The 18,700-nt window shown below is 64.8% G+C and carries 13 protein-coding genes and 1 pseudogene; 9 read left to right on the forward strand and 5 right to left on the reverse strand.

The annotated features are described in order from the left end of the window. Window positions 1-60: 60 nt before the first annotated feature. Both OXR60_RS14950 and OXR60_RS14955 read right to left on the reverse strand, forming a co-directional pair. Window positions 61-831: a hypothetical protein gene (locus OXR60_RS14950; protein ID WP_267396735.1), complete on the reverse strand. Its 771-nt coding sequence runs from the start codon at window positions 829-831 to the stop codon at window positions 61-63. A gap of 256 nt (window positions 832-1,087) precedes the next feature. Further along, window positions 1,088-1,309, reverse strand: a complete 222-nt coding sequence (locus OXR60_RS14955; RefSeq protein ID WP_267396736.1) for a hypothetical protein — start codon at window positions 1,307-1,309, stop codon at window positions 1,088-1,090. Between the two features lie 72 nt (window positions 1,310-1,381). Here OXR60_RS14955 and OXR60_RS14960 point away from each other — a divergent pair, with 72 nt between their 5' ends. From OXR60_RS14960 to OXR60_RS14985, 5 genes and pseudogenes are all read left to right on the forward strand, one after another. Further along, entirely contained in the window at window positions 1,382-2,683 is a 1,302-nt protein-coding gene (locus tag OXR60_RS14960) for an Nramp family divalent metal transporter (protein WP_267396737.1), read from the forward strand. 62 nt (window positions 2,684-2,745) lie between these two features. Beyond that, window positions 2,746-3,456 carry a CoA transferase subunit A gene (locus OXR60_RS14965; protein WP_267396738.1) on the forward strand — a complete coding sequence of 237 codons (711 nt, stop codon included), beginning with the start codon at window positions 2,746-2,748 and terminating at the stop codon, window positions 3,454-3,456. Continuing rightward, on the forward strand, window positions 3,456-4,097 hold the full coding sequence (locus tag OXR60_RS14970) for a 3-oxoacid CoA-transferase subunit B (RefSeq protein ID WP_267396739.1): 642 nt from the start codon (window positions 3,456-3,458) through the stop codon (window positions 4,095-4,097). Before OXR60_RS14965 ends, OXR60_RS14970 begins: the two co-directional genes overlap by 1 nt. An 85-nt stretch (window positions 4,098-4,182) precedes the next feature. Beyond that, window positions 4,183-4,969: pseudogene (locus OXR60_RS14975) on the forward strand (SDR family oxidoreductase). 327 nt (window positions 4,970-5,296) lie between these two features. After that, complete coding sequence (locus tag OXR60_RS14985) at window positions 5,297-6,523, forward strand: hypothetical protein (RefSeq protein ID WP_267396740.1); 1,227 nt, start codon at window positions 5,297-5,299, stop codon at window positions 6,521-6,523. A 56-nt stretch (window positions 6,524-6,579) separates the two neighbouring features. Here OXR60_RS14985 and OXR60_RS14990 read toward each other — a convergent pair whose 3' ends face one another. Then, complete coding sequence (locus OXR60_RS14990) at window positions 6,580-9,093, reverse strand: TonB-dependent receptor (RefSeq protein WP_267396741.1); 2,514 nt, start codon at window positions 9,091-9,093, stop codon at window positions 6,580-6,582. A gap of 562 nt (window positions 9,094-9,655) precedes the next feature. Between OXR60_RS14990 and OXR60_RS14995 the strand changes: the two genes are divergently transcribed. The 4 genes from OXR60_RS14995 to OXR60_RS15010 all read left to right on the forward strand — a co-directional run bounded on the left by OXR60_RS14995 (window position 9,656) and on the right by OXR60_RS15010 (window position 15,199). Continuing rightward, the gene (locus OXR60_RS14995) at window positions 9,656-9,976 is read left to right on the forward strand and encodes a hypothetical protein (RefSeq protein WP_267396742.1); all 321 of its coding nucleotides are present in this window, start codon (window positions 9,656-9,658) and stop codon (window positions 9,974-9,976) included. A gap of 130 nt (window positions 9,977-10,106) precedes the next feature. Beyond that, window positions 10,107-10,937 (forward strand): 23S rRNA (adenine(2030)-N(6))-methyltransferase RlmJ, encoded by an 831-nt coding sequence (gene rlmJ, locus OXR60_RS15000; RefSeq protein ID WP_267396743.1) that lies wholly within the window; start codon window positions 10,107-10,109, stop codon window positions 10,935-10,937. Between the two features lie 383 nt (window positions 10,938-11,320). After that, window positions 11,321-14,335, forward strand: a complete 3,015-nt coding sequence (locus tag OXR60_RS15005; RefSeq protein ID WP_267396744.1) for a carboxypeptidase regulatory-like domain-containing protein — start codon at window positions 11,321-11,323, stop codon at window positions 14,333-14,335. A 108-nt stretch (window positions 14,336-14,443) separates the two neighbouring features. Beyond that, the gene (locus OXR60_RS15010) at window positions 14,444-15,199 is read left to right on the forward strand and encodes a DeoR/GlpR family DNA-binding transcription regulator (protein ID WP_267396782.1); all 756 of its coding nucleotides are present in this window, start codon (window positions 14,444-14,446) and stop codon (window positions 15,197-15,199) included. Here the strand turns inward: OXR60_RS15010 and OXR60_RS15015 are convergent. Next, window positions 15,175-16,491, reverse strand: coding sequence for an MFS transporter (locus OXR60_RS15015; protein WP_267396745.1), 1,317 nt, complete (start codon window positions 16,489-16,491; stop codon window positions 15,175-15,177). The genes OXR60_RS15010 and OXR60_RS15015 overlap by 25 nt on opposite strands. A 111-nt stretch (window positions 16,492-16,602) precedes the next feature. After that, window positions 16,603-18,696: a phospholipase C, phosphocholine-specific gene (locus OXR60_RS15020; protein WP_267396746.1), complete on the reverse strand. Its 2,094-nt coding sequence runs from the start codon at window positions 18,694-18,696 to the stop codon at window positions 16,603-16,605. Window positions 18,697-18,700: the final 4 nt, after the last annotated feature.

The raw sequence follows: 18,700 nt of genomic DNA on the forward strand, positions 1-18,700 counted from the left end.
CGTTTCGGCGTGGGGGAGTGCGAATTCACGCATGGGATCGCTTCAGCGATCCCATTCCTTTCATCCTTTAACCCCTGAGGCCTGATAGAGAGCGTTCGGTGAACTCGCGTTATCGACCAACGCGCGAACCCTCTCGAGGACGGCCGCCAGGGCAGGATCTTGGGCAGTGGCAGGCTCAGTCGCTGCCAGGGCAGCTGGGGCGGCCTGGGCGCGCTCCGTGTCGCGTCGACGCCGGCGGGCGTTGATCAGGTCACGCAGCCGCTGGCGCACCGCCTTGTTCATCGCCTTCAGGTCGAAATAGTAGGCGTTGCTGGCCTGCTCGCGCTGCGGGCCGAGCTCGCCCTCCTTGCCGGTCTTCTGCGAACGCCGGACCCAGCTCAGGAAGCCGTGCTCCTTCAGCTTTGCCAGCGCGCGAACGATAGTGCCCCGCGCGAAGCCGGTCACCCGCTGTAGCGTGTCGAGAGCGGGATCCAGGCGTCCTGACTTGAAGTCTATCCCGATGGTGCCGCGCCGGCCGAGCAGCGCCTCGAGCACGGTTATGACGAACGGGCCGCCGAGCCCGCCGCCGCGCTGGCCGGGCTTCTTGTGCATGCGATCGTACTCGCGCGCCGTCTTCATCAGCGCGTCGATCCAGTCCAGGGCACCGGTCACCGTGCCGTCGCCGATCGGCCGCCACGGCTTCGCGCGGTTGTCATCGACGTCGTAGCTATTGCGGCGCACCGCGCCGTCGGCGCCGCGCTTCTTGCCGCTGAGTGAGGCAGCGGCGCCCTTGAGAACAGACTTAACCTGGCGCGCGTTCGGTGCGGCAGCAGGTGAACGGGTAAACGACATCGTTCGGCCCCCAGCAGGGAAGTCGATGGGCGCACGAAAGCGTCGGCTGAATCGGTGTCGACAGCCGCGCGCTTACGTGATGTGGAGGCGTGCGGGACGCCTAGATGTTGCTGGGGGCGTTCGGCGCGAGTTCGGCGTTGGCCGATCTCACGCACGGTTTTCCGCGGGTTTTTGCGGGGTCAACGGAGGCGGTGAAAGTCAGAAAACGGCGGGAAACCGGACTATCGCCTTCGTTGACATCGCAGGGGTCGCAAGTTCAATCCTTGCCACGCCCACCAGAGTAGAAAGGCTCGCTAACTCCTAGAGTTAGCGGGCTTTTTTTATTGCCTGCGTGCGCCGGCGGTGGATATGGTGCGAACACCGGCCGCTCGGCGACGCAGGGGCGCACCAGCTCATCCGCGCCGGAGATATCTCGTCTTAAATCAACATCATAGCTGATCTGCGTCAACTTCCGCGCCGTTGAGCCATTCATCGGCATGCTGGCGCCGATCGCCGATGAACCAACCCAGTGTGCGGCTGTTTGCATCGCATGCAATTGGGCGGGAGCATCATGACAGGTTCGGTGACGGCGAAGAGCAAGGACGGCCAAGACGCCCAAGCCAAACAGGGCGGGGCCCTGCGCGCGCTCGGTACCGGCATCATCACCGGCGCCGCCGACGACGATCCCTCAGCGATCGGCACCTATGCCAGCGCCGGCGCCAAGTTCGGGCTCGGCTTCCTGTGGATCGCCCCGGTGCTGCTGCCGATGATGTTCGTCGTCACCTATCTCGCGGCGAAGCTCGGGCGGGTCTATGGCAAGGGTCTGTTCGCCGCGGTGCGCGATCGCTACCCGCGCTGGCTGCTCTATCCGCTGATGCTCGGCGCCTTCACCGGCAATGTCATCGAGGCCTCCGCCAACCTCGGCGGGGTCGGCGCGGCGATCAACCTGCTGGTGCCGATCCCCGTGCCGCTGATCGTGGTGCTGGTCGCGATCGGGGTAATGCTGTTCCAGTTCTTCGGCAGCTATGAGATGCTGCGCAAGGTGTTCCGCTGGCTTACCCTGGCGCTGTTCGCCTATGTGATCGCCGCGGTGCTCGCCAAGCCGGACTGGATCAAGGTGGTGCGCGCCACCGTCTCGCCCAACATCACCTTCTCCTCCGATTTCCTGGCGATGGTGGTCGCCTGCATCGGCACCTCGCTGTCCGCTTACGTCTATACCTGGCAGTCCAACCAGGAAGTGGAGGAGCAGATCGACGAGGGCAAGGAAACCGCCCGCCAGCGGCGCGGGGCGAGCCGCGGCGAGCTCGCGCGGACCCGGCGCGACGTGATGACGGGGATGATCTTCGCCAACATCATCCTGTATTTCATCATCCTCTCCACCGCGACCACGCTTCACCCGCAGGGGATCACCCAGATCGACAGCGCGGCACAGGCAGCCCAGGCGCTCGAGCCGCTCGCCGGCGCGGGTGCGAAATGGCTGTTCGCGCTCGGCGTGGTCGGCGTCGGCTTCCTCGCGGTCCCCGTGATGACCACCGGCGCGGCCTATGATCTGGTCCAGGGCATCGGCAGGGACGGTACGCTCCACCACAGGGTGAGCGAGGCCAAGCTGTTCTATGCGGTGATCCTGGTGGTGACGGTGATCGCGGCCGGGCTGAACTTTCTCGGCTTCAACCCGATGCGCGCGCTGGTGATCTCCGGCATCGTCCAGGGCTTCTCGGTGCCGCCGCTGCTGCTGATGATGATGCTGATGACCAATGATCGCGGGATGATGGGGGAGCGGCGCAACGGCCGCTTGCTCAACGTGGTCGGCTGGGCGACCACCGCCGCGACCTTTGCGGCGACCGCTTGCCTGGTCGCAAGCTGGTTCTGGTAGCGCGGCGGCGCTAGAGCAGCGGGCGACCGAGCAGCGATGGCCCGGCGAGAGGATGGACGTTGATGAAGAACAAGGTGGTGGAGACGCCCGCGGCGGCGCTGGACGGGCTGCTGTTCGATGGGATGACGATCATGGCCGGCGGGTTCGGCCTGTCGGGCAACCCCGAAAGCCTGATCGCCGAGGTGCGCGCGCGTGGCGTCAGCGGGCTGACGGTGATTTCGAACAATGCCGGTGCCGATGGCTTCGGATTGTGGATGCTGCTCGAAAGCCGGCAGATCGCGAAGATGATCTCCTCCTATGTCGGCGAGAACAAATTGTTCGAACAGCAATATCTGTCGGGCGAGCTCGAGCTCGAATTAACGCCCCAGGGCACGCTCGCCGAGCGCATCCGCGCCGGCGGGGCGGGGATCCCGGCGTTTTTCACCAAGACCGGGGTGGGCACGGTGGTCGCCGAGGGCAAGCCGGTGGAGCAATTCGACGGCGAGGATTATGTTCGCGAAAGCTGGCTGCGCGCCGACCTGTCGATCATCAAGGCGTGGCGGGCCGATCCGGCGGGCAATCTGATGTTTCGTAAGACCGCGCGCAACTTCAACCCGGTGATGGCGACCGCGGGCAAGATCACCGTCGCCGAGGTGGAGGAGATCGTCGATGCGGGGAGCTTTGACCCCGATTGCATCCACACCCCCGGTATCTACGTCGACCGCGTCGTGCTGAGCACCGTCAACGAGAAGCGGATCGAGAAGCTGACCGTCCGCCAGCGGGAGACTGTGTGATGAGCTGGACCCGCGAGCAGATGGCGCAGCGCGCGGCGCGCGAGCTGCAGGACGGCTTCTACGTCAACCTCGGCATCGGCATCCCGACGCTGGTCGCCAATTACATCCCCGCCGGCGTCGACGTCACCTTGCAGTCGGAGAACGGCATGCTCGGCATGGGACCGTTCCCGTACGAGGGCGAGGCCGATCCCGACCTGATCAATGCCGGCAAGCAGACCATCACCGCGCTGCCGACCTCGAGCTTCTTCTCGAGCGCGGACAGTTTCGCGATGATCCGCGGCGGTCATATCGACCTCACTGTGCTCGGCGCGATGGAGGTGAGCGTGGCCGGCGACATCGCCAATTGGACGATCCCCGGCAAGATGGTGAAGGGCATGGGCGGGGCGATGGACCTCGTCGCCGGCGTCAAGCGCGTTGTGGTGGTGATGGACCATGCCAACAAGGCCGGCGAGCCTAAGATCCTGGAGCATTGCAGCCTGCCGCTGACCGGCAGGGGGTGCGTCGACCTGATCATCACCGATCTGTGCGTGCTGGCGTGCGACAAGCCCGGCCTCAGGCTGGTCGAACTGGCGCCGGGAGTCACTGTCGACGAGGTGCGGGCCAGAACCGGTACCGCCTTCGTCGAGGATTTGCACGGCTGACGGCCGGGTCGGACCAACGAGCGCTGGTGGTAAGTCCGCGATCGCGCACTAACTGGGCAGATCATCCGATACGGAAGGGCTATCCATGGAATTGCATCTTGAGGACAAGACGGCGCTGGTCACCGGTGCCACCGCGGGCATCGGCCTTGCCATCGCGGAGCGGCTGGCGGCGGAAGGCGCGCAGGTGATCATCTGCGGACGCAGTGCCGACAAGCTGGCGGCAGCGGCGGCGCGGATCGGCGACGCCGCCCGGGTGCGGACGGTGCTGGCCGACCCGGCGACGGCGGCGGGCGCGGCGCAACTGATCGAGGCGGTGCCGACCGTCGATATCCTCGTCAACAATCTCGGCATCTATGAAGCCAAGGCGTTCGAGGACATCGCCGACGCCGATTGGCATCATCTGTTTGAGGTCAACGTCGTCAGCGGGGCGCGGCTGGCGCGGCACTATTTCCCGCAGATGCTGGCAAGCGGCAGCGGGCGGATCATCTTCGTCGCCAGCGAGAGCGGGCTGCTGCCCCCCCGCCGACATGATTCATTACGGCATGACCAAGACCGCGCAGCTGGCGATCGCGCGCGGCCTTGCCGAACGCACCCGCGGCACCGGCGTTACCGTCAATTCGGTGCTGCCCGGGCCGACCCAGTCGGAAGGCATCGGCGACTTCATCCGCTCGGTGGTCACCGATGAGGGCATGGACGATGCGGCGCGCGAACAGGCGTTCTTCGCACGACACCGGCCGCTGTCGCTGCTCGGCCGCCTGATCGATCCTGCCGAGGTCGCCGCCCAGGTTGCGCTGCTCGCCAGCCCGTTTGGTGCGGTGACCAACGGCGCCGCGATCAGGGTCGAGGGTGGGATGATCCCGACCATCGCCTGATCAGTCCGGCCGATGACGGGCAGGGGGCGGCGCCAAGCCGTCTCCTGCCTGGTCGGGCTCGTGCCAGGATCACCATCTGGGTTCCAGCAAACAGTCTTGGTCGCCCATGTCACCGGGGTGGCAAGCTGCTGATCAATAAGCCCACATTCTCCAATCTTGAGAGGCTATTGCTCCCACGGGCAGCCCGCCGTCGGTCTCTCAGTAAAGCATCCATAGCAAATCTGCGTCACCAAATCGGTGACATCTAGACGCGCGCTTCACGATCGTTCAGCTTCGGCATGGATCAGGAGGTGCCAGCGGATGAGGTTTAGAGTAGCGCTGGCTATCATGTTCTCCACACCGCTGCTGGCGCAGGTGTCCCCGTCAACTAAACGGGTGGACGCCGCTATGGAGGCGTACAACAAGGGCCGCTATTTCGAGGCGACACATAGGCTATCGGCCGCGGCGTTCGATAAGGACGGTAAGGCCACCGACGATTACGCCTTTCAGATGTGGGAACAGGTCAGCTCGACAGTTACCAATGAACTTGATCTTGCGACGCTCGACAAAGCCCGCCCGCCAGGAGTCGCCGACAGCAGCTGGGACAAGGCAATCGCAGGTTCGGTTTCGCGCGACGCGATCACAGAAATTGTTCGCCGCGCAGCCTATACCGGCATTGTGATCCTCAACGAAGCGCATAGCAGCCCACGCGACCGTGACTTCGCATGGCGGGTCGCCCAGGCGCTGCGTCCGCTGGGTTATTCGGTGCTCGCGGCAGAGACGTTCGACAACGAGCCTTCCTATGGCGGTAAGCCGACTGTCGTGGAGCGGCTCGCCCGCGATCGCCTGGTGCGGATTAGCACCGGCTTCTACACTCGCGACCCGGTGTACGCGGCGTTCCTGCGCAACGCGCTGGTGATCGGGTATCAACCTGTATCCTATGAACAGAACAGTCAGCAACGACCCAAGGGCGATCTGGGGCGTCGGCAGAGCATCGAAGCGCGGGAACAGGCAGAGGCGGACAATCTCGTCGCGATCCACCGCCGCCTGCCCACGGCCAAGCTTCTGATTTATGTCGGCTACAGCCATGTCGCGGAGGCTGCGCTCAAGGAGGAAGACGGTGGCAAGATCGAATGGATGGCCGCGCGGCTAAAGCGGATGACGGGCATCGATCCGCTAACAATCGATCAGACGACCGTAACCGAATTTCCCGCAGCTACCCGCAAGTCTTACTATCTCGCGGTTGCCCGGGTGAATAACCAAGACGGCATCTTGTTCGAGGGAGATAAGCCGCTGGTGCTCGGCCAATATGCTGGAGCGGTTGACCTCCAAGTCGTGCACCCACGACGCGAGTATCGCTACGGCCGACCAGCATGGCTAGCTGACCTCGGCGGCAAACCGCTGCCAGTGCCCAAGCAGCTTCTGCCGACTGCCGGACGCCATCTTGTCCAGGTGTTTCCTGCGACGGCGCCGCTCGATGCGATCCCGTTGGATCAGGTCGTAGTTGAAGCCGGATCGCCGTCCGCCATGCTGATCGCGCCTCAGGAGCCCTTACGCTTTGCTACTCAGCCGTGACATCGGCTCGATGAGCGGTCGCATGAAGGCGTGATCTTGGCGATCTCACCTCGTCGCTAGAATTGCTTGCGCACGCCGAGCCGGACCGATCGCCCGAGCGGGTCTTGATAGGCCGACTGAAAGCGGTTGGGCGTGGCGCCGGTACGGTCGCGCACATCGACCCGATCGTTGAGCAGGTTCTCGATCGTGAAGAACAGCGTCATGTTGCGCGCCCATGGTCGATCGACGAGCTTTCCGGCGTCGAGCGAGCTATAGGGGATCAGCCAGATTCTCCCTGAGAAGAACAGGTCTGACTGAGCAAGGTCACTGCGAATGCGTGTCGGACCCTGCAGTCTGCCGTATAGGCCGAGGCTCAGCGGCCCGGCCGTTCCCCGAAAATCGATTTCAGTCTCCCATCGCGGCTTGCCGCCAACGCCTGTCAGCGTCGCTCCACCGAGCAGATCAAGCGGCACCGATCCCGGCTGCAGGGTCAGCCGGTCGTCGAGGCGTACCGTCGAGGTCACGGTCGCGCTTACCGTCGGGCGCGGCTTTGGCGGCTTTGGCGGCGGTGTCGTGGCAGGTGCTGCACCAGGGACCGGCGCAGGTGGAGGCGCTCGCCCGATCGGCGTGGAGAGATTGAACGCCAGCCTGATGCGGCGTTCATGCTCGCTGTCGATGTTGACGGGCCTGAGGTCGACGCTGACGAGCTGATTCGAGGCGTCGCGGACGAACGCACCGGGGAAGGCGGTCTGGAAGGCCGTGGTCGCGCTGCCAAGCGTCGCCGTCTGATTGGCAAGGCGGGTGTCGATATAGTCGGCGCTGAGGCGCAGCTCCTTGCCCTTGATCGGTGTCAGCGCAACGCCGAACTGAGAGCGACGGCGGCGCTCGGGCAGCAACGCGGCGCGGCCGCCCATCAGCGTGGTGACGAGCACGCTTGATCCTGTGGTGAAATCGAAGAACGGTGTGTTGGGCGTGGTCACGACGGGGCTGGTGAGTAGCGTGATATCGGGTGGCGTCAGGGCATCGCTGATCGTTGCGGAGAACTGGATCAGGCGCCCCGGTGTCCAGGTCGCGCCATAGCTCGAGCTCGTCAGGCGGCCATAGCCGGACACATCGGCCACGCCGACCATGCCGTTTAGCGCCAGATGGCCGAGGAAGGGCAGGACGTCTTGATCGGAGGACGCGACCGGCAGGCTGGCGCTGACGCTGGCCGTCTTCGTCGTGCGCACGAAGTCGAAGGGCTCGGCAGGAACGAACGATTGCTCGCCGGTGCTGCTCGACCGGGCGTAATCCGCCGACACGGTCATCTGCGCGTCGCCTGCCGGCAGCCGCAGCAACGGACCGGTGGCAACCGCCTTGGTGACGAACGTGCCGGTGACGGTGCTGCTCCGATCGACCAGTCGGTTGCCGGCGCCGATCGCGCCGAGCGGCGTCAGCGGATCGGCCCCGGCGTCGACGGCTGCTTGCAGGCCATCGAGCGTGACGCCCTGATCCGATCGGCTGTTGCTCCGCAGGCGATCGTAGCTGCCCGTCACGTTCCACGCCCAGCGGCGGATGCCCCCTTGCAGCGTGCCGCCAACGTGAAGATTGAGGCTGGCACTGCGCTGACGCAGCACCGCATTGGGCAGATAGCGGTACACCAGCACGTCGTCGGCAAATGGCAAATTGCCGCTGCCACCCGGCACCTGCAGAACGGCCGGGGCGAGGCCGTTCACGCCCGAGCTTCCCTGCGCCTCCATGGAAACATTGAGCGATCCGTCCAGTGACTTGCCGATCGGTGATGCCAGGGTGGCGCTCACGTCGACGGTGTCGGACCGCTGCTGCAGCGATCGATACGCGCCGATGTCGCTGACGGCCGCCGTGTTTGGGCTGGTCAGGTAGCTGGCCAAGCTACGTCGGGCCGCGGCGCTGTCGGGCAATAGGGAGACGGTGACCGGGTGACCGGCCAAGGCATCGAGCCCCGGATCGATGCTGCCACCGTTGATGCCCGTGACGGTGCCGCCAACAGCGTAGAGCGCGTCCGGATCGGGAGCGATACTTCGCTGTGACTGCAAAATCGGGCTTAGTCGCAAATGCGACAGGCTGACCGACAGCCTGCGCGGACCATTGATACGGGTCGAGTTGACCTCCACATAGTCTGTTCCACCGCCGCCTTCCGTCGTCGTGCCGGCGACCTGCTGCACCGTTACCGCGCGGAAATGCTTCTTGGTGATGAAATTGGAGACCCGCACGGTAGGCGGGAAGCCAAACCTCGACGCCTCGCTTTCCGGCAGCACCTCGGTCCGCTCGATCGCCTCGGGTGGCAGATTGTCCAGTTCCGACAAACCCGACACTCTGCGGCCGTTCAGCAGGTAGACTGGTTCGCTGCCGTCGGTCGACGTGGTCAGCGGTTTCAGGCGCTCGATCAGTGCTTTGAGGCTGGTTGCCCCGATCGAGCGGATCGCGTCTTGGTCCAGCACGGCGATCGGCTCGACATCGCCGATTGCGGATCCAGGGACACGCCGCCCGACGACGACGATATCACCATCACCAGCGAGCTGTTCTCCGGCCGTGTCAGTGACCGTGTGCTGGTCAGCACTCCCGGTGTCCATCCCTTGAGCGATGGCGCCACATGGCAGAAGCACAATCCCCGCCAAGCATGAAAAGGAGCGTCGAAATCTATCCACGCAAGTGATCAAGGATCAACGTTCGACAATCCCTTTTGCGAGCCACACGATGGCATCGTCAACGCCTTGGACATGGGTGAGTTTGTACCAGAGATCATGTTGTAATTAAGGCAGAGATTGTACAAACGCGCTGGTGGTAAGGGATGGATCGACGGCCATGCAGGCCTGATCGCCAGTTACCTTGTTCAACGCTGCTCATCCCGTGAGGCTGTTTCGAAGCCACTTCCAAGTTCGGACACCGTGGAACCCGGTTCTGCGGAACGGAAACGTGCTCCAGAGATGCCGGCATTTGCCACATGCCTTCCGCTAGATGGACAGTCCGCGGTTCACAGGATTTGACACATGCGAGCGGGAAGCCGAACCGCAACAGCGGTGACATTGCCAAGATTGACGAGCGTCCGAAATCCGGCAGCGGTAACGAGTCTCTGATGTCCGACCCAGCCCCAAACCTGTGCTTTGGCCGGGCCAGCATGCTAGAACCACCTATATGTCGAAATCCCAGAACAACGGCGGCACCATCAATGTAGATGGCGCCCTATATGATTGGCACCTGCAGCGTGAACCACATCAGACAGATGACGAAGGTTGGAAGGGCATGACGATTGCCTTGCTCCAGCGCGATGCCAAACGCGAAGCATGGGTGCAATTCCCGCCGCCTAGGCGGCTCCTGAAGGGCTTGCCGCGCGGCCGTCTCCAACTCGATGACGCAACGATCTCGCGGTGCGTGCGCGCCGCTTTGTCGGCCGGCTGGGAGCCAATGTCCCGGGGCAAGCCGGTGGTGTTCACCGTCGATGCCGAGGGCAATTGAAACGGCCGATGTGCCGAAAGCCGAAGTCTGTTTGGGCATGCGTTGAAGGCTGTTGCCCGACCTGAATGCTTTGGTCGCCTCGCGCTCCGCAGCACGTATAAAGATAGATCCCCAAAAATTTTGAGTTGCAATGAATTATCGCCATTCCTTCCATGCCGGCAATAGCGCCGATGTCGTAAAGCACAGCCTGTTGATCGCGCTCGTGCGGGCTTTGCAGCAAAAACAGAGTGCGCTGACCCTGATCGACACTCACGCCGGCTGCGGGCTGTACGACCTTCGCGGCGAGGAAGCCCAACGCACCGGCGAGGCCACACAGGGCGTGCTGCGCGCCTTTGCCGACCCCGACCCTTTACTGAACGACTATTGCGCCGCCGTACAGGCGGTGAACCTCGGGGCCGAGCCGCACTTCTACCCTGGTTCGCCGCGGATCCTGGCGCAGCTTCTGCGTCCACAGGATCTGCTGATCCTGAACGAAAAGCATCCCGCGGACGCCTATACCCTGCGCGGCGTGATGCGCGACACATCCGCTGCCGTGCATGAGCGTGACGCCTACGAATTCTGGCTGGCGATGCTGCCGCCCCGAACCCCGCGCGGCGTGGTGGTGGTCGACCCGCCGTACGAACAACTCGACGAGCGCGCCCGGATCACAGCCACGCTCGCCGCCGCTCACCGCAAATGGGCGCATGGCGTGACGGTGATCTGGTTTCCGCTGAAAGACCGCGCCACGCACTGGCGGTGGCAGGAAGAGTTGCGCAAGCTCGGCATGCCGAAACTGCTGCAGGTGGAGCATTGGTTATATGATGACGATCAGCCCGGCATCTATAATGGCGCAGGCCTTTATATCGTCAATCCACCCTACGCCTTCACCCAGGCGCTGCCGCCTCTGCTCGAAGCCCTGCGCGCCGTGCTGGCGCCGGACGGGCATAGGGGCGAGATCACAACCGATTGGTCGGGCGATTAAGGTAAATTCTCCTCGTCCCCTTCGCTCGAATAGGGAATTGCCGCGCTACGGTTTCGACTACGAAGGTGCTGGGAACGGTAGTTAAGTCTCACTCCTTGTCTTCCAAGGCTGCTCGTCGAGGCATCGAGCGGACGTGAACGAATGTGCGACGTCGAGAGCGCGCAACATGGTTAACTGTCGGATCAAACGCGACGGCGAAGAGAACAACGGCCGTCTTGGGGCCGCCAATAGCTGATCTACGGGTCGCCAGGGCGGTTCTTGCACGTTACCGTGCAATGTGAGAAATCTGTCTGTTTGTCACAGAAGTTCCACAGACCGCGGCTAACCGCCCGGTGGTGGCGCGGCACCTCGCGCTGCCGGTGACATCTTCATGGGGGGCTTCCATGCCTCGTTCCACGCGACTTTCGGCGCGCGCTGCCGCGCGCCTGCTGCTGATGCTCAGCTCGACCGCCGCCGTGTCTGTCGTGCTGGCAGCCGCGCCGGCCAGCGCGCAAGACTATACCAACATCGCCGCGTCGGGCCGCGTGACAGCGCAGGACGGTCAGGGAATCGCCGATGCCGAGGTGAAGATCACCTCGTCCGACAAGGGCGTCAGCCGCACGGTGACGACCAACGCTGCCGGCGCTTATACCATCCCGCAGCTCGCGCCGGGCAATTACGACGTCACCATCACCGCGGCGGGCTTTGCGCCTTATATTGAGGCCGGCATCGCCCTCACCCGCGAGACCGGCGGCGCCAACAGCTTCCGCTTGGCGCCGGCGTCACAGGCGACCGATATCGTCGTCAAGGGCTCACGCCAGCGCGTTGCCGACTTCCAGGACACCACCGTTGGCAGCACGATCAATCTGGCGTCGCTGACCCAGCGGGTGCCGATCGGGCAGTCGCTGCGCGACGTGATGCTGCTCACGCCCGGAACGGTGCAGGGATCGTCGCCGTCGAACGGCGGCTTCGCCAGCCAGGTGTCGATCGCTGGCGCTGCCTTCACTGAGAACGCCTTCTACATCAACGGCCTCAACGTCACCGACTTCGTCTCGGGCGGCCAGCCGACCGAGGTGCCGTTCGACTTCTACGAGACGGTCGAGGTCAAGACGGGCGGCGCCCCCGCCGAATTCGGCCGCGCTACCGGCGGCTATGTCGTCGCCACCACTAAATCGGGCTCCAACGAATATCATGCGAGCGTCACCGGCATCTGGGAGCCGGACGCGCTGCGCGATAGCTCGCCCTCGACGCGCACCACTGACTATCGCCACGCGACGGCGAGCCGCCAGGAGGCGATCTTCCAGGCTAGCGGCCCGATCATCAGAGACCATCTGTTCGTCTACGGCCTCTACAATCTGCGCGATATCGAGACGCTGACGCCCTCGGCGAACCAGGACAATGCCACCGGATCGACCAACGCCAGCCCATTCTGGGGCGGCAAGATCGACGGCTACATCACCGGCGATCATCACTTCGAATTCACCTATTTCGACACGACCAACGACACGCGCAACCGCAGCTATGATTGGGATCGCACCACCGCCACGCTCGGTGCCAAGACCGGCGGCACCAACGCGCGTGCCGGCGGCGTCAATTACGTCGGCCGCTACACCGGCACCTTTACGCCGTGGCTCACCCTGTCGGGCGCCTATGGCGTCAACAAGCTGCGCTCGGGCAACGTGCCGCTCGACACCGTCAATCCCCAGGTTCTCGATTACCGCACCGATCCGGCGGGGATCCAGATCGGCCTCAACAAGGTGACCGACGCCTTCAGCCAGACTGACGACGAACGCGAATTCTATCGCGGCGATGCGGATCTCCAGTTCCACCTGCTCGGCTCCCATCACGTCCGCATCGGCTATGATCACGAGAAGGACACCCAGTCGCAGACCTACCAGACGATCGGTGACGGCGCGTACAAGATCTATGCCGTCACCGCCGATTCAGCAGCGCGGCTCGGCCTGCCGGTCGGCACGCAATATTATACCACCCGCGTCTATGCGCAGAACGGCATCGCCCATGTCCGCAACGAGGCCTTTTACGTGCAGGATCAATGGTCGCTGCTCGGCGACCGCCTGCGGCTGGACATCGGCGTGCGCAACGATCGCTTCAGCAACCAGGGCGTGAACGGCAAGTCTTTCTTCGAATCGGGCAACCAATGGGCGCCGCGCGTCGGCGCCTCGTTCGATCCGCTCGGCGACGGCCGCACCAAGATCTTCGGCTCCTATTCGCAATATTATCTGCCGATGGCGGGAGACATCAACCTCAACGTCGCCGGCAGCCTGGTGACCTACACCCGCTACAATCTGTTCACCGGGGTGAACGGCGCGGGCAACATCCCGGTCGCGGGAACGCCGATCCTGTCGGTGGTCAACACCACGGCCTGCCCCGACACCGGGGTGCGCAACTGCGAGGTGTCGGCGGACGGTTCGGCGTTCAATCCGGCCGGCGCGATCGCCACCAACATCAAGCCGCAGTCGGACAATGAGTTCATCATCAGCGGCGAGCATCAGTTCGGCGACCATGTGCGGATCGGTGTCTCTTTCACCCACCGCGAGCTGAAGAACATCATCGAGGACATGTCGATCGATGGGGGCGCCCGGGCCTATTGTGTCACCGCGGGCTTCACCGCGGCTGCGTGTCAGGCGGCCTATCCGGGCGGGAGCCAGTTCGTCATCGCCAATCCGGGCAAGGACGTGACGGTGCAGATCAACAAGCTGCCCGACGGCACCACCCCGACGGTGACGCTCAAGGCAGCCGACCTCGGCTACCCCAAGCCGGGCCGCAACTATAACGCGCTGACGCTGACCTTCGATCGCACCTTCGACAAGCGGTGGAGCCTGTCGGGCTCGTACACGCTGGCGTTCGATAAGGGCAATTACGAGGGCGGTGTCCGCTCGGAGAACGGCCAGCTGGCGATCAACCGCACCGCCGATTTCGACTCACCGGGCTTCGAGAACGGCGCCTATGGCTATCTACCCAACGATCGACGCCACAGCTTCAAGGCCTATGGCAGCTATCGCGTGTTCGAGGCGCTCGACCTCGGCGCCAATGCGGTGCTGCAATCGCCCGAACATTACAGCTGCATCGGCGCGGTGCCGGTCAGCGTCGATGCCTATGCCAACACCTATCATGGCTATGGCTATTATTGTCAGGGTCAGCTGATCCCGCGGGGCACGGCGTTCACCGGCGACTGGCTGACGCAGGTCGATCTCAGCGCCACCGTACACCTGCCGGTGCGTGGCCTGCTCGACACCTCGATCCGCCTCGACGTGTTCAACGTTTTCAACAGCGGCGCGGTGACATCGTACAACAATTTCGGTGAGTTGAGCGATGGCTCGGTCAATTCCGATTACCGTTCGCCGGTCAATTACCAGCAACCGCGCTCGATGCGGCTGACCGCCCGGATGGGCTTCTGACCCTGTGTTGTCGGGGCCGGCCTTGCGGGCTGGCCCCGGCGCATCCTGCCTGCAATAAACCCGTGCGCCGGCGCGACACGGCTGAAACGCACAACCAAGGAGGGCACCATCGAGAAGCGATCACACCGCCAGCGCGAGATCATGACCCGGCTGCGCAGCGGGCGATCGCTGTCGGTGACGGCGCTGGCAACCGATCTCGACGTCTCCGACGAGACCATCCGCCGCGAGCTCCGCGCGCTGGAGGAGCAGGGCGTGATCATCCGCGAGCATGGTGGCGCGCGCATGGTGGCGCCGGTGCACGAAGGGCCGCTTCACCAACGGATGGAGGAGAATGCCGACGCCAAGCTCAGCATCGCCCGCGCCGCGGCCGAGCTGGTGCCCGACGGCGCGATTCTCTTCATCGATTCCGGCACCACGAGCTGCTTCATCGCCCGGGAGCTGCTCGAGCGACGCTCGCTGACCGTGATCACCAATTCGATGCGCGTCGCCGGCGATCTCGGCGGCATCAACAACAACCGCCTGTTTCTCGCCGGGGGGCAGATGGATTATGATTATCGCGCCTTTTCCGATCATGTCGCCCAGGACTATGTCCGCGGCTTCACCCCCCATCTCGCAATCCTCTCGGTCGGCGGAATCAGCCTCGAGCGCGGTTTGATGGATTTTCATCCTGGCGAGGCCGCGATGAGCCGCATCGCTTATGCCACCGCCAAGCAGGTGCTACTCTGTGCCGATGCCTCCAAGTTCGGCCGCTACGCGCTGGTCCAGACCGCAACGCTGGACGAAGTCGACATCCTTGTCACAGATCAGCCGCTGGAGGACGATTACGCGCGGGCGTTCGCTCACGCCAAGGTCGTGATCGCCTGACGCTCTCGGGTGCGCATCAGCGGCATGCCCGCGACCAGCGCCAGCGATGCGCCGGCGCCGGCGACACCGGCGTGGAGCAGCCAGAAATCCGGTGTTGCCATCCGATCGACATACATGCCGCTGAAGCCCGCCCACAGGTTCGCGACGAAGCCGTGAAGGTAGAATAACCCCATCCACAGGCCAAGCTGCCGGCGCGGGGCGACGCCGGCGATCAGGCTAAGGCCGGCGGGCCAGATCAGCACGATCGCGGCGTCGACCAGCAGCAGATAGCTGAGCGCCCATGGTAGCGGCAGCGGCGATGATCCAGCGGTGGCGCTGCCGACCGCCAGCACCAGATAGCCGGCTGCACACAGCATTCCACCCAGCGTGATCTGCGTCATCGGCCTGAGCACCATGCCGCGGCGCTCGAGCGCCTGCGTCGCCCATTGGGATATTGCGATCAGCGACAGCGTCATCACTCCGTCGAGCGACAGGAACCAGCCGACCGGCATCGTCCATCCGGCGAGCTGCAGGTCGACCCTGGTGCGCGCCCATATCAGGAAGACGTTGCCGAGCTGCTCATAGGCGGCGAAGCATAGATAGACGGCGGTCAGCGCGACGACGAGAACGGTGGTGCTGGCGGCTGGGCTGTCCGGGAGATCGACACTTGGCAGGCCTGCAGCCGGCCCGGGAGTGGCGTCCTCGGTATCGCCCAGCCTGTAGATCGTCAGCCCCGCAGCGACCGCAGCCGCGGCGGCGGCGATCGCGCTGATCGGGCCGACGAGCGTCGCCAGCACGCCGCACGCCAGCGGGCCGCCGATCACGCCGGCGTTGAGAAAGCCGAGGTAGATCGTATAGCCCCGGCGGCGCTGCGCCTCGTCATGGAACAGCAGCCCTAGCTGGGCGGAGAGATTGCCCTTGAGCACCCCCGTGCCGACCGCGAAGGGGATCAGCCCGATGAGGAAGCTGCGATCGCTCAGCATCATCGCCAAGCCGAGCAACATGCCGATCGCGCCGCCCGTCACCAGCGCCCGGCGGTCGCCGATGCGGTCGCCGATCCAGCCGCCGGCCGGGATGGCAAGATAGATCAGCGCATTGGCATAGCCGTAGAGCTGCGAGGCCAGCGCCGCGCGCGAGATCGAGCCGAACATCGCTGCGCTGGCATCGCGCAAGGCCGTCGCACCGATCACCTGCGTAAGATCGCTCGCCAGCACCCGATCGACCAGGCTGAGCACCAGCAGCGATTTGACGCCATACATGGCGAAGCGCTCCCAGAATTCCATGCCGGCAAGCGCCAGAAACCGCCGATCCACTATCTTGACGCCTGCTACCGCGCCGTCCCTCGATGCCATGTCGCCCGTCCCCGCTGAGCGGGGCCTGTAGGCACGCTCGGCAACAAGTTGATGACAGTGGCTATGAGGCGGTCAGGCGGGGTGGGGAAAAGCCGGGGCGGGTTCGCTGACGGCCGGCCGGCCGGTCTCGACATGACCGGCAAGGCGGATCTGCACCGCACCCGGCGCGCTCAGCAGCCAATCGTACCAGCCGTGGTCCGCCGCCATCACCGGGCGCTGCGTCTCGGCGCCCGCGACGAGCGTCAACTGCTCGCGGGTGCCGCGATGGGCGCAATGCATCTCCAGCGCGGCCGCTCGATCGCCGCGATTGGCGAGGTGCAGCGTGCCCGCCGTGCCATCCTCGCGCCACGCCACCGCGGCTTCGATGCTGGGCACGCCGCCGCCGCCGCGGAAGTCGCGGTAGAAGCCGTTGGGGCCACGCACCACGATTGCGTGGGGCCGGTCGCGCGGGAACAGCCAGGCTTCCTCCAGCCGCGATTGGGCGGCGACGGTGAAATAGCGCCAGTCGGGAAACGCCACTTCATCCTGCACGCCGAGCACGATCCCGACCGGGCCATCGTTGACGAAGCGCAAGCTCAGGCCAGCGTCCGACCAGCGCGGCTCGACCGCGAAGCGATAAAGCAGCGGCCGCGCCGGGCGGGTACCGGGCTCCTGGGCGGGCACGCCGATGCTCTTGGCGATCGGCGGTGGCGGTGCGCTGGCGCACAGCTGCTCGGTCTCGGCGATATAGCCAGCGACCGACGGCAAGGAGGCCGCCCAGCTTGTGTCGAGCCGCGCCTTCGGCGGCACCGCAAAATCAAACATCGAGGTGAGATCGCCGCACACCGAGCGTCGCCACGGCGAGATGTTAGGCTCCATCACGCCGAAGCGTTTCTCGAGGAAGCGGATCACCGACGTGTGGTCGAACAGCTGGGAATTGACCCAGCCGCCCCGCGTCCACGGCGAAATCACCATCATCGGCACGCGCGGGCCAAGGCCGACGGGCTCGCCCTCATAGGTTTCGCTGCGCACGTCGACGTTGCTGGCGCCATAGCGCGGCGCGATCCCCGGTACGGGGGCGGGGACATGATCGAAGAAGCCGTCATTCTCGTCATAGTTGAGAATGAACGCGGTCTTCGCCCACACTTTGGGATGCGCCGCGAGCGCGGCGACGAGGCTGCTAATCAGCACCTCGCCGAACGGAACCGGCGCGTCGGGATGCTCGCTCATCGCCATCGGCGGCACGATCCACGACACCGACGGCAGCCGATCCGCGGCGACGTCGGCCGCGAACGCCGCGATGAGATGGCGCGCCTGGGTCTTTCCAGGATCCGCGGGCGCCACCCCGCCGATCCAATCGACATAGGCCCGGCCGCGGCGGTAGCGCGACGAGGCGGGGTCAAGCTTGCGGAATTCCTTGAAATAGCCGAGCGGATTGTCGGAATAATTGTCGAGTTCCTGGTACAGTTTCCAGCTGATCCCGGCCTCTTCCAGCCGCCCCGCATAAGTGCGCCACGGCAGCCCTTCGCTGCTATCGTCCTTTGCCATGTCGGCACCAGGATTGGCATCGGTGCCGCCGTTGGTGACGCAATAGACGCCCTCCTGGCCGACGCTGAGGCCGTTGGTGCCGGTGAAATGATAGAGGCGGTTGGGGCCGGTAGGGCCTTGCAGCGAGCAATGATAGCTGTCGCAGAGGGTGAACTGGTCGGCCAGCGCGTAATAGAAGGGGATATCGGCGCGGGTGAGATGCGCCATCGTCAGCGCGCCCTTCTGGTCCGCCCACACGTCCCAGTTTCGCCAGCGCGCCTGGCTGTCCTTCCAGCTGTGATCGAGCCCGGTGAAGCAGCGCGCGTTGCTGCTGGTGTAATCGAGCCGGAACGGCCAGGCGATCTGCCCGCCGTCGCGATCGGCGCGGCGCTGCGCCCACACCGGCTTGCCGCCCGGTAAGGTGACGGGTCGCGGATCGGCAAAACCGCGCACCCCACGCAGGCATCCGAAATAATGGTCGAACGAGCGGTTCTCTTGCATCAGGATGACGACATGCTCGATATCGTCGATCCCGCCCCGTGCGGTCAGCCGCTGCAGCGCGCGCGCCGGTGCGCCCCCGGCCGCGGCCGCCCCGGAAGCGCTGCGAAGAAAGGTTCTGCGGTCGATCGGCACCATGGTCTCCTCGCCGCAGCGCGGCATGCTC

The organism is Sphingomonas sp. GC_Shp_5 (assembly GCF_026540855.1).
Classification (GTDB): Bacteria; Pseudomonadota; Alphaproteobacteria; order Sphingomonadales; family Sphingomonadaceae; genus Sphingomonas.